General features: G+C 35.0%; 8 protein-coding genes. 7 read left to right on the top strand and 1 reads right to left on the bottom strand.

Annotated features, from left to right (window positions below; genetic code table 11):
* Nucleotides 1–5 precede the first annotated feature (5 nt).
* The 4 genes from EG358_RS14870 (at nt 6) to EG358_RS14855 (ending at nt 9,804) form a co-directional block, all read left to right on the top strand.
* Nucleotides 6–2,840 (top strand): hypothetical protein, encoded by a 2,835-nt coding sequence (locus EG358_RS14870; RefSeq protein WP_076560845.1) that lies wholly within the window; start codon nt 6–8, stop codon nt 2,838–2,840.
* Nucleotides 2,841–2,852: 12 nt separating this feature from the next.
* A complete protein-coding gene (locus tag EG358_RS14865; protein ID WP_076560848.1) occupies nt 2,853–6,098 on the top strand; it encodes an Ig-like domain-containing protein in 3,246 nt (1,081 codons plus the stop codon).
* 121 nt (nt 6,099–6,219) lie between these two features.
* Entirely contained in the window at nt 6,220–8,802 is a 2,583-nt protein-coding gene (locus EG358_RS14860) for a PKD domain-containing protein (RefSeq protein WP_076560850.1), read from the top strand.
* 90 nt (nt 8,803–8,892) lie between these two features.
* Nucleotides 8,893–9,804 (top strand): hypothetical protein, encoded by a 912-nt coding sequence (locus tag EG358_RS14855; protein ID WP_076560852.1) that lies wholly within the window; start codon nt 8,893–8,895, stop codon nt 9,802–9,804.
* A gap of 67 nt (nt 9,805–9,871) precedes the next feature.
* Here EG358_RS14855 and EG358_RS14850 read toward each other — a convergent pair whose 3' ends face one another.
* Nucleotides 9,872–10,534 (bottom strand): S24 family peptidase, encoded by a 663-nt coding sequence (locus EG358_RS14850; protein ID WP_076560855.1) that lies wholly within the window; start codon nt 10,532–10,534, stop codon nt 9,872–9,874.
* Nucleotides 10,535–11,441: 907 nt separating this feature from the next.
* Between EG358_RS14850 and EG358_RS19715 the strand changes: the two genes are divergently transcribed.
* From EG358_RS19715 to EG358_RS14845, 3 genes are all read left to right on the top strand, one after another.
* A complete protein-coding gene (locus tag EG358_RS19715) occupies nt 11,442–11,600 on the top strand; it encodes a hypothetical protein (RefSeq protein WP_159436372.1) in 159 nt (52 codons plus the stop codon).
* Nucleotides 11,601–11,900: 300 nt separating this feature from the next.
* Nucleotides 11,901–12,068, top strand: a complete 168-nt coding sequence (locus EG358_RS19710) for a hypothetical protein (RefSeq protein ID WP_159436373.1) — start codon at nt 11,901–11,903, stop codon at nt 12,066–12,068.
* Between the two features lie 58 nt (nt 12,069–12,126).
* A complete protein-coding gene (locus EG358_RS14845; protein ID WP_076560857.1) occupies nt 12,127–12,507 on the top strand; it encodes a hypothetical protein in 381 nt (126 codons plus the stop codon).
* The last annotated feature ends 297 nt before the right edge of the window (nt 12,508–12,804 follow it).

The raw sequence follows: 12,804 nt of genomic DNA, 5'->3' as shown, positions 1-12,804 counted from the left end.
TAATCATGTCAGAAAATAAGCACATAAGTATACCCAAAAATATAGAAACTGAAGACCAGAACGATTTTCATTTTCTAAGAAAAACAGGTATTGAATACATCGAAAAGTTAGGAGGAAAACTCTGGACCGATTACAATTCTCATGATCCCGGGATTACCACGCTGGAAGTTTTAAGTTACGCCATTACAGATCTCGGGATGAGAATGAATCTTAATATGGAAGATATCTTAGCATCTGAAGACGAAGAGAAAAATATTCATTCACAGTTTTTAAAAGCTACAGAGATTCTGCCTTCAAGACCTTTAACAGAACTTGACTACAGGAAATTATTTATCGATATCAACATGATTTCAGGACCCAAAAGACCGATCCGCAATTGCTGGCTGGTTCCTAAAACTGAAAAGCTGTATGTTGATTGCGAAAATGGAAATCTGGACTTTGTACCGATCGGGGAAAAGACAAAAGATTTCAACGTAAAAGGGCTGTATGATCTTTATGTAGATTATGCTGAAGATATTGATACCAGTGATATTGGATGCGGAGATTCTAGCGTTAAAGCGATGATTTTGGAACGTTATCACGCCAACAGAAGTCTTTGTGAAGATTTAGCTGAAATTAAACAGGTTGAAACCCAAAAAGTTGCCGTGTGTGCCCGTATCGGACTTGCCAATAAAGCTGATGAAGAATTGGTGCATGCTAAAGTAACCAGAGCGATCAACAATTACTTATCTCCGGAAGTTCATTTTTATTCACTGCAGCAAATGCTGGACAAAGGTTTGTCGACAGATCAGATTTTTGAAGGACCACTTTTGGATAATGGCTTTATTGATACTGAAGAACTGAAAAACAGCCAACTGAGAAAAGAAGTTCGTCTTTCGGATATCATCAGTGAAATCATGAAAATTGATGGCATTAAAGAAATTCATGAAATTTCTATTGCTGGTTGCGACAGTGTAGTAAAACAGAATAACGACTGGCTGATCTGTATTGAAAAAGGCAGAAAACCGGAGCTTTGCGAATTGAGTTCTTTCAGCTACAGTAAAGGTGCGCTTCCGCTAAATATCAATGAGCAAAAAGTTCAGGATTATTTAGAAACTCTTAAAAGAGAAGAAGAAGTATTGAGAGACGATGCGAGACAAAATAAAGAACTGCCTGTACCACAGGGAACTTCATACGATATTGCAAACTATGCTACTATTCTGAATGAATTCCCCGATACGTATGGAGTGGGAATGTCAGGAATTATAGGAAATCATAATCCCGAAAGAGAAGCTCTTGCAAAACAATTAAAAGGTTATTTATTGTTTTTTGATCAGATTCTTGCCAGTTATTTCAAACATCTTGAAAAAGTAAAAGAAGTATTGAGCGTAAATGGAGGTGTCACCAGAACCTATTTTACGCAGGCGCTTAAAAATATAAAAGGTTTTGATGAATTGGTTTCTGATTATGACATTGAAAACGATGATCAACTTACAGATTCGTTATACGAAGAGCTGGATAACAGTGTGGAACGCCGAAATGAAGTTTTAGATCATTTGATTTCCCGTTTTGCCGAAACATTCAGCGATTATACGTTCTTGATGAAATCATTGTATGGAAATTCTGCGGACGAAATTGTTTTAAGTAACAAAGAGAACTTCCTAAAAGAGTATACATCACTGAGTAAGGACCGGGGAACAGGATACAATTATACATTGTTTTCAGATTCAGATATTTGGAATACCAATAATATTTCCGGTGTTCAGAAGAGAATAGCGCGTCTGTTGGGGTTAAAAGATTATACGCAGAGGAGTTTATCTCAATCACCTGTTACAATCATTAAAACAAAGAATGATGATGGTAAATACACCTATACTTGGAAGATAAAAGACGCCGAAAACAATATTGTTTTATCATCTGTAAAACCCTACAAAATCGAATATGCTGCAACCAAAAATCTGAATGAAGCGATTTATCAGACCATTCAGATAGACCTCGAAGATCTCAACAATGCCTTAGAAAAATTAGACGAGAAAAATCCTGAAAAAACCATTGATGAATTAAAAAAATGTGAAAAGAATTTCTGCTTAATCGGAAATATAAAAATCCGTGTTTCATTGAATGATAACTTCTATCTGGAGATTGTAGATGATTCCGTTGAACAAAATGTAATTGCTGCTCACAAAAAAACAAATCCTTATTCTACACTCGAAGAATTAAAAAAAGGAATTGTAAGATTGGTAAAATATTTAAAATATGAGTTTACAGAAGAGGGTATTTTCCTTGTTGAGCATTTATTACTAAAGCCAACCACAAAAGATTACAAACTCATGGGCGGTATCGGCTGTATGTCGATTGGTGAAACTTTTAGAATAGCCTATGATCTTGAGGAAGAGCCTCCTATACAAAAAGATCCTGTAAAAGTCTCGGAAACCTTCATGACTTCTTGTGAAGATGATTGCGAAATAGATGTTTACGATCCTTATTCTTACCGTATAAGCGTTGTTCTTCCCGGTTTTGCCTATCGTTTTCAGGATCCTGATTTCAGAAGGTATGCCGAGACGGTTATCAGGCAGGAAATTCCGGCTCATGTTTTAGCAAAAATCTGCTGGGTTGGTGACCGGATGAGCGAAACAGAAACCGCACAGGAAGACTTAGAAAGATTTGAAGTTGCCCTAAAAAAATATCTTTCAGATAAAGCAAAAAACAATACTGCAAGTTTAGGAAACAGTATCCGTGATTTAGTTGACGCACTTACTTTCTTAAACAATATTTACAGACCAGGAAAACTTCTGGATTGTGCAGCGGAGGATGATGAAAACTCAGACGGAAAAATAATATTAGGACAATCAAACATATAAAATCTAAAAACAATGAATGCTAAATTAAATAATATAACAACCCAATATAGAAAGTTTAACGCAAATCAAGTCTTAACGGAAGGTCAGTTAAACGAATTTATAGACTATTTCGAAGATCAGGATAGGCTTTCAAGAACCCGTCTTAGTGGCGTGGGTGTAGTGTGTGGTTTTAAATCAACTTATATAGATGTAACACTCCAGCCCGAAATTTTGGCAAGAGCAGAAGATACTTCTTTGCTTCATACCATTGAGATTACACAGGGCAGCGGTGTTACCACAGACGGAGACTTGGTAACGCTGCGCAAGAAAGGAAGTACATCATCAGAAGCTACCATAGACTTTGGGGCTAGAAATTACAAATATTACAGAGACTATAAAGACGAAACAGGATACGAGCATTTTCGTATTGATGGTAAGCAGGTACCTCTTTTAGAATTGGTTACAGAGGATGAGTATAAAGCTTTGGGTACTAATATTGAAGGTTTCAAACCGTTAAGTGACATTGGCAGTAAAAATATATACAAAAAAGTAATCATTCTGTATCTGGAAAGTTATTCTAATGAAGAATCACCATGTCAGGATGCAGATTGTGACAATGCCGGCGCAGAGCAGGTTTCTAATCTTAAAGTACTTTTGGCAGATTCAGAATCTGTTTTAAATCTTATTGATAAAAGCGATGCAAAAGATACTATTTACAAGGCTCACGATGCGTATGAGAAACTGTACGAGGTTTTACCAAAAATAGAGGCGCCAAGAGTTATTCTGGATCCTACTGTTACCACAGCATTTGAATTAAAAACCAGATTTCAAAAAGCTACTAATGTTGCTGCAGAATTAAGCAAAGGCTTTGATGCAATTGCAGATACGTTTAAAGTGAGTGTCAATCTGGGCGGACAAGTACTTATTGATAAATTGAATTCTTTACTGTATCCTAGAGTATCTAGGTTAGAAGATTATCAATATCGATACGATTTACTAAAAGATTTAATTGATACCTATAATGAAATAAAAGGATTGATCTTGCATCTGAATGTTGACTGCTGCCCAAGTGTAACTTCATTCCCAAAACACCTTATGTTAGGTTCTGTGGGTGCTAAATTAGAATTGGGAGAACGTACTCTTTACCGTCACCATTTTTACAATTCGCCGGTAACTACAAATGACGACGAAAATTACGAGAGAATCGTAATGCTTGCCAATCGTTTTGTACAGAAGATCAACGGATTTCAATCATATATCGGACCTGTAAAAATTACTCCTTCTAATCTTAATGTAAGATTGGGCGACAAAGCAATTCCATATTACTATAATGTAGATAAACCATTATTAACGCAATGGAATTTTGAAAAAACAAAAACCGACAGAGAAACCTACAATCTAAGTTATCACACGACCAATTTGGCAGGAGAAGACTTTGTGCAGAATCCGTTGAATTATAATATTGATAACAACGACTTCTATAGAATTGAAGGTCATCTTGGGATGCCTTTTGATACGGCATATCAAAACATCAACGATCTCAAAAAACAATACGGATTGGCTTTTGATGTCATCGTACTTCTTTTACAAAAAGACGCGAAAGGTGATGCGGTGCTTACCACTGAGGCAAAAACAGTATCAATTGATGAGCTTAGAAAACAATTGGTGTCAATTTCTAGCGATATCAGCAAAGAAAAAGGTGATGCGAAAACAGCTTTATTAAACTTATCAAAACTAGACAGTCAATTAAAGTTATTAAATAAGGTAGACTTTGCAAGAGCTGCAGATCCGTCAAAAGAAGAGGTAACGATTGTAAAAGAAGATCCTAGAAAAAAAGAAATTGCAAGCGAACTTCTGAGCGAGTTTTTAGAAAGAAAATCAGGTTTAGAGCACTTGGCAGGTGTTAAAAGGGGCGGAACCTTTGTATTGATCTGCGGATCGAATACAAACAATCAGGTTCTTGCAGATTTCTCATTGCCATACTTGTGTTGTTCGAAAGAAAAACCAAATGTTCCACCGATTGCTCTGGACGATAAAGCGTCTTGTATGCTTGGGAAAACAGTAGTTATTCCTGTTTTGAGTAATGATTATGATGCAGATAATGACATCTTAACTGTTATTAAGAAAACAGATCCAGCTCACGGAACCGTTGTATTAAACAGTGACAATACGTTCACTTATACCCATGACGGTTCATCTAATCTTTCAGATTCATTTACTTATTGTGTGAATGATGGTAGAGACGACAGTAATATTGCCACGGTATCTATCGCTGTTAAATCTGCTCCGGTAGCAATAAATGATCATGCTACTACACAAATTAGAGAATATGTTGATATAGCCGTTAAGGATAACGATTATGATTTAGGAAATACACCATTAACTGTATTTATTAAAACACAACCAACTTATGGAACAGCAACTCTAAATGCTGATGGTACAATCAGATATACGCACAATGGTTCATCAAACACTACAGATTCATTTACATATTATATAAACGATGGTGAATTAGACAGTAATATCGCAACGGTAACAATCACGATCGCACCTCCTCCATGTGATTCGGGTATGGATGTAGTATTCATATTTGATTATACAGGCAGTATGTCGTCTCAAATTGGAGCTGCTAAGACTGGCGCAAATAGTATTATATCAACTATTGCAACACAATCTGGTAGTAAAGCTTATAGATTGGGTCTTGTACTGGCAGACGAATATGGTTCGGGAACTGCTTCTGCTTATCATACTGCGCCAGCGTATACAAGCTTACCTGCATCTCAGAAATTTATAAATACCGGAGTGGGAGCAAGGTTCCAATGGATAACCGCAATGGAAGTAATGTCTGATAATAACAGTGGTACTTTTACTGATCAGCTTAATAAATTGAATAATCCTGGAGGCGGATTGAGTCTTGGATCTGGATATGGAACCCCGGAACCAACAGATATGGCATTAAGCAGAGTTGTGGAATATAATTTTGCCGGAGCATTTAGAAATAATGTAGCAAAATATATTATACTAATTACAGATGCTGTTCCTGGAGGTAATGATGATAATGCCAACAGTCTTGATGTTGCAGAAATGACCAGATTGAAAAATGTTTGCTTAGCAAAATCAATTAAAGTTATTGTGCTTGGAAGTGGTGTTAATGAAAAAATAGATGGGAAATTTATTTGGAAAGAATTGGCTGATGGTACAGGTGGTTCTTGGAACTCAAGTTACAATGCAAGTGCTATTCAATCTGCAATTATAAATGGTTGTGGCGGTACAAAATAATGTAAAATATCTCACCATGTAGAATAATATATTCTATAGAGATAAACATGCTTCTTGGGTAGAGTAATCTGCCTGAGAAGTTTATGAAAATCACCTTAAAATCATTAAAAAATGAATCATAATGGATAATCAATTAAAAAATATATCAACCCAATACCGCAAATTCACAAAAGGACAATATGTAAAATCTCCCCAATTCAATGAGTTTTTAGATTTTTTTGAAGATCAGGATCGTTTGTCCAGAGTACTGTTGCAGGGAGTAGGTATTGTGTGTGGTCTCAAACCAAAACCTATTTATATAGAAGGTCTTTTGAATAGTGTACAGCTTTCTCAGGGTGTCGCTCTTACGACCGACGGAGATTTGCTGACCTTAAATAAGACAAGTGAAGTAAGTACAGAACTGTTTATGAGCGATCTGAAAACGATCAAGATAGACAGTAAAGATTTTACACATTTTAAAGTGTATGATAATTCTAAAATAAAATATCCTGCATTTACGATCGGAACAGACAGTCAGATCGATCTTTGGGAGCTGGCAACAAGCGAAGAGGCAAATTCCGATTTTCAGTCTGTTGAGAGGCTCTCAAATCTGGAAGACAAATACCTTTTGCTGTATTTGGAAAGTGATGAAAAAGAAATTAAACCTTGTAGAGGAGTTGATTGTGACAATCACGGAGTGCAGCAGATCCGAAATCTCAAAGTACTGCTTACTACAGCTGCAGGAATTGAAAATATTCTTCAAAGCGATAAGATTCAAAAACATCCTTTGTTTATAGATGGGGTTTTGGGTGCTGTAAGTCAGGAAAGAGTGATTGTTGAAAGGCTTATTTTGGAAAGAGGAGCTGAAAAACCATTTTATTCTTCCGATCTCAAAGAAATGTATCAGGATGTTTTAGAAAAAAATAATTTTGGTAAAATCGTCTTCGACAGAATTAATGCAATTGCTCAAATAATAGGGATTCCAGGAGTAGATCATCCGGGATTTAAGGCTTTACTTAACGAATGTCTTGCTCAAAAAACAGGCTTTCAGTATGCGTACGATGTAGTGAAAGATTTGATGGATACCTATTCTGAAATCATAAAGTTGCTGCCAAAATCATTTACCAAGTGTTTTCCTGATTTAGTTTCTTTTCCTAAACATGTAATGCTCGGAAAATTAATCTCAGACAAGCAATTGGATTCTGCAAGACATCAGTTTTATAATTCGCCTGTTTTAGATCATGACAAAGAGACCCACAAAGTAAAAGTACTCATCAATTGTTTTAGGCAACAGGCGCAAAATTTCAGATATTCTGATAGTTTTGAAAATGAGGCGCAGATTAAAATTACGCCGTCAAAAGAGCTTAATCCTCTTAGCAATAAAGCGGTTCCTTTTTATTATCAGGTTACAGAAGAGTTTTTGAAAACCTGGAATTTTGATAAAACGAATAATCGGGTTTTTAAAGATAATTTAGGATATGACAGTAGTCTGCTGTCTGCAGATAAGCATATACAGACTCCTTTGAATTTTAATATCGATAATAATTCTTTCTATAATATTGAAGGCCACCAGGGAATGCTTTATCAGGATGTCTTTGAACAGATTAAGCAAATCAGAGATAAGAAACAGTTGGGGTTTGATGTTATGGGCGTCTCTTTACAAGAATTAGCCGATAATAAAGACATGTTTAAAGCTTATTTTAATGAATATGTAGAGAAACATCCGGGATTAGAGCATAAACGCGGAGTCGAGCACGGAGGCAGCTTTATAATTGTTTATGATAAAATTGACGAAGAGTCAAGAGTCGTTGCAGATTTTTCGCTTCCGTACATCTGTTGTACACCAAAAGTTGATGTGAAATTAACGTTACCAGATCCTGTTATCTGTTCCAAAGCGGCGCCGGTACCTTTTACGGTATTTCCTATGAACGGCGATGTAAAAGCTGTTGTTAATGTAGGTTTAGATGGAGGTGTAGAGGTGAAAGAAGGTAAATATTTCTTCAATCCGTTACGTGTAAGTGAGGCTTTGTATAATAAAGATATCAGCTTTACGGTCAACGGAAAACCTACCAATTGCAGTATTAAAGTTATCCCGCAATCTTACATGAATGTAGTGGTTGGTACTATTACTTATCCACCTGCTGGTTCCAGAGAAACAAAGGTAAACTTTAAAGTTTCAGGAAGCGGCTTTAGAAATTACACTTATACCTGGGATTTCTGGGATAATGGTAATTGGGTTAATTTAAATCCGGATGCTGAAGGAAATGTTAGCTACATTTTCCGTGATCTGAATCCAAAAATAATTCCGACGATACGAGTTAATGTAAGTCTTAACGGCTGTACTCAGAATATCATTATAGAAGATTGGTATGATGCTCCTGCTGCTCCGACTGTTGCCATCGATAGTGTTGATTTTTCACGAGAAAATTGCTGTGAAAATATTATTCCTGTTATTAATGCCGGAATAGAAGAATCTACAGATGTTCCTTTATCTGCGAGAGAATTTATATTAGTAGGAAAGGGCAGTGGGCCGTCAACACTTATGTATTCTTGGACAAAGATAAAAGGTCCTGCAGCACAGCTTATCGGAGCCAATCAGGCTAATCTGAAAGTTACCAATTTGGCTGAAGGAGATTATGCGTTCAGGCTTACAGTTCTTCATGCTGAAAGCGGTGTATTTGATAATGCCGAAATAGGAGTGAGGGTATATGTTGAGGATAAATAATGAATACTGTAGAAAGGGGTGGTTTTATGATGATAAAATCATCCCTTATACATCAATGAATAATATAATAACAATAAAAAACATAATATAATGGCAACGGCAACAACGAAATGTAATATTTCATTTCAAATATATTATACTTCTTCTATACCGACAACGGGTGCTACTGCTTCGTTTAGATATAAAATCAAAGATTCTGCAGGCTCTTATACTCAGTACGATATAACTTCTGTACCCGCAAGTGGAGGTGTGATAAGTATCCCGAATATTCAGGTTACCGGTGAATATGAATATATATTAGAGTTATCAGCAAATGGAGTGTCAGATACTCATACAGGTATTTTCAATGTAGAAAAATGTACTCCTCCGGCTTGTGAAACCCCTGTCATAAAGAGCGTGTATCTGGGAGAAGGTGATCAGATAATAATGGATTATCCTGTAGATGAAGCAGATCTTTATGCGATAGAATATCAGATAGCGACCGATGATAAATTTACGAATATTGTTCAGGTGCGGGTGATCATGGGAAGTGATTATACACCGATCGAATTTATTGAGATGAATGATGGTGCTATTACCAATGAAACTGCTTATTACATCAGAGCCAGAAGACACTGTTCAAAATCTGTAGTTTCAGATTGGTCGAATGTATTTGGGTTCAGATCAGGAAAATGGGGCGTTCGAAGAGTTTTAGAAGCCTATTGCTTACCTGCTAACTATGATCTTGATAAAAAAAGTATCTGTCAGACAGGAGGTGTCTGGAAAAAGCAGGTCATTCTGGATACACCAGAACCACGGGCAGGAAGTTTCATTTTCCTGATTGATGGAACAACCTCTGCTATACCTGGAAATTTAAGAGAATTTGAAAGTGATAATCCTGTTGGGTTTAATCAGCATGGAATAAGATGGATCAGATTTGAAGCGCCTGACTGGAGTATAATTTATAATGTAGACCCAAAAATTGGTAAGATCATCGATATTTCGTCTTACTGTGAGAGCTAATCATGAGTCTGAAAACTAATAAAATCCTCAATATTTGAGGATTTTATTCAGTTAAGCAGTTCTTTAATTATCTTCTGTTGTTTTTTCGTCTTGTACTAATAATATTAAAAAGTTTTGCGACATCCTGTAAGTGGATATCAAAATCCTCGTAATATTCATTTAAAGAATGAAGAGTGATAATACCTCTTTCAACATCGTGGTTAACGATTCGCTTTACCAGAATTCCTTTCTCTTTGTGAACGATCACAAAATCCCATTTGTCGTAATGCAGCTTGCTCATCCAGTAATCTTGTCTTATGTTTCTGCACAGAATAATGTCACCTTCCAGATAGCTTTCGTACGATCCGTTATCCATGCTGTCGCCTTTTATTTCAAAACACATGTATTCGCCTCGGTGCTCTACATCGTCAGTAAAAGGAATTGTAGGTAAGCTTTCTATATATTCTTCATCTGCAAAATTGTGCAGATAGCCGGCTTGTGCATATTGATTCGCAAGCGGAACATTCATGATCTTAAGATCTGAGAAAACAACAGGCGAGGCGCCGATATTAAGCTTCTTTTGTTGTTCCTCGAGTAAGTTGGTTACGAAATAAGCCGTTGTTTCTGGTATTTTTCGTTCGCCTTTTTCCCAATATTGTACGGCTCTGGTGCCAACACCTATAGATTTTGCAATATCAGCCTGCTTCATCTTTAGTTTCTTTCTGATTTCTTTGAATTCTAAATAGTTCATTTTGATACGTTTATAATTATTTATAAAAATATACGAAAAATAATCACATTTTTATTTTGAAAAACGAACAATGTTCGTATATTTGTTTCGTTGTTAAGGACGAACGGTACAAATATACAAAAATATATTAATGATTTAAGGTTATTTTAATATTTAAATAATTGATTAGAATTAATTTAATACTTTAAATCAAATAGTTAGATGTTGTTTTCGTAAATATTGTGTCGTGTAATAGAATTTTATCTTTTTATTTTATCAAGCGCTAATTAGAATGAAAATATAATTTTTTACTATAAAAGATGCGAAGATTACGTTTTATGGATTAGTATAAATGTTATTTGTTCGTTTTTTTAATAATCTTAATAATGAAAAAAATGCGTTTATTTTGAAGGGTGTTCAAATTAAACATTATTTAGCTCTCTGTTTTGCCAAAAACACCAAAATGTAGTGTAGCGCTACTGTTTAGTATATAAAATATCGATTAATTATAGCTATCAGTAATACGTTGAATACATCTCAAAAGGCAAAACAGATTTGTGAAAAGCGCACTTGTTTTAAAGGAATTTAAAAGTAAAATGTTGCACTTATTTACAGTCAATTACTGGAAGTGAATATTCGTTATTGAACGGTTTATAAAAAATCGATTCTTTGTAAACACCAATATCGGTATTCGCCAAAAGTGAGATTTAGAAGAAGAAGTTGGGATTTGTATCTGTAGAAAAATACCCGGTACTGGCTTCTTAAAAACCAAAATTAAATAATATAATTAGACATTCGTTTAAAGGCTTTAAAATAGGCCTTTAGAGGTTTCCTGTTGGCTAAAATTAAATAGAAAAAATTAAGCAAAACGGAAACTTTTCTAGTTCAAAAAAAAACTTTTAACCATAAAAACTTTAACCATAAAAAAATGAAACGTAGTAAAGAATTAGTAGAGAAAAGAAAAGATTTTGTTATTGAATATGTAAAGCGTAATCAAAATAAACAGATGAAAGTAATTGTAACCGAATTGACGGAGATGTTGTTTTTGTCGGAAAGAACGATATATAACATCCTCCTTCAGGCTTAGTCGGTGCAATAGTGACTTCAGACTTATATATTCTAAAAGATAGAAAAGGATTCAAAGTTATCACACTTCGGTAGCTCACCCATCGATCATATTAAAAAAGAGGGTTGTCCTGTCATCTTACACAATTTCAGATTTGTATGCAAAATACTGAGGTGAAAATGGTTTTTTGCTTTTTAGTTCGATTGTTTCAGACGAAACCTTGAACCCCGAAAAGCAGGAAACTATTTGATCCCGGATTACCGGAATAGCAATTTAAAAGATAAAAAAAACAATAGCTCATTTAATTAAATTTTAGAAACCATGAAAAAAAAAGAGAAGAAAAAAAATAAGAAAAATAATGAAAAACTTCACAAGCCAAACAAAGACATCAGTGCTCTTATCGACGAATTGGCTTATGTAAATGAAAATGAAAATATTCGAAAAAGCAAAAGATTTTTAGATGATATATACATACTTGATCAGGATTGATCAAACACCTAAGAAGCTTTTAGACAATCGAATTTAAATAAATAATAGATAAAATATAATGAATTTAGATGGTATAAAAGCTCTGTTAATCGGAACTGCAATTGCATTTTCAGGAGGATTATTGCGGGTACTGGTTTCCATACAAAACAAAGAGAAAAAACAATTATGGGAACATTTTGTTACACTTGCGATAGTTGTCATTGTTGGTTTTACCATGAGTTATTTAATGAACAGAGCCGATTTGCATGACAAGTGGTATTCTACAGGAGTCCTGTTTGTGCTGGGCTATGGCTATGATAAATTTTTGAAAATGATCACTACCAATCTTCCGTATTGGATTGACACCACAGTGAGCCTTTTTATTGAAACCCGATATGGCGTTAAAACAGATAGACATACTCATGTAGAAGAAGAAAAGAAAGATGATCTGATTCCGTAGATAATTAGGTAATAAAGAAAAAATAATATTGGGTCACGTGTGTCATTAAAATTAATCAATTGAGACATGCGTTCACCAGATGATTTATCTAAAAGCTTAGAACATTGCAGTAATAGATTCTTAAAAAAGACACTTCACTGCAACTACAGAATACATCCCTTAAAAAGCAAATAATTCTCGAGAAAAAGACTGAATTTTGAACTTGAAAACTTGGAACTCAAGAGACAAGAAAAGGAAAAACTATAAGTGGCTCAGCATTACCTGTTTCTCATCACAAAGTTGATTAACCACTTTTAA

The organism is Chryseobacterium indoltheticum (assembly GCF_003815915.1).
In the GTDB taxonomy this organism is placed as follows: Bacteria; Bacteroidota; Bacteroidia; order Flavobacteriales; family Weeksellaceae; genus Chryseobacterium; species Chryseobacterium indoltheticum.
The sequence above is the reverse complement of the archived record's forward strand: the minus strand, read 5'-3'. Positions and strand labels throughout refer to the sequence as shown.

Bases quoted from the DNA above. Each gene is read 5' to 3' on its own strand.
- EG358_RS14870 (WP_076560845.1), top strand. From the start codon at position 6: ATGTCAGAAAATAAGCACATAAGTATACCCAAAAATATAGAAACTGAA.
- EG358_RS14865 (WP_076560848.1), top strand. From the start codon at position 2,853: ATGAATGCTAAATTAAATAATATAACAACCCAATATAGAAAGTTTAAC.
- EG358_RS14860 (WP_076560850.1), top strand. From the start codon at position 6,220: ATGGATAATCAATTAAAAAATATATCAACCCAATACCGCAAATTCACA.
- EG358_RS14855 (WP_076560852.1), top strand. From the start codon at position 8,893: ATGGCAACGGCAACAACGAAATGTAATATTTCATTTCAAATATATTAT.
- EG358_RS14850 (WP_076560855.1), bottom strand. From the start codon at position 10,534: ATGAACTATTTAGAATTCAAAGAAATCAGAAAGAAACTAAAGATGAAG.
- EG358_RS19715 (WP_159436372.1), top strand. From the start codon at position 11,442: ATGAAACGTAGTAAAGAATTAGTAGAGAAAAGAAAAGATTTTGTTATT.
- EG358_RS19710 (WP_159436373.1), top strand. From the start codon at position 11,901: ATGAAAAAAAAAGAGAAGAAAAAAAATAAGAAAAATAATGAAAAACTT.
- EG358_RS14845 (WP_076560857.1), top strand. From the start codon at position 12,127: ATGAATTTAGATGGTATAAAAGCTCTGTTAATCGGAACTGCAATTGCA.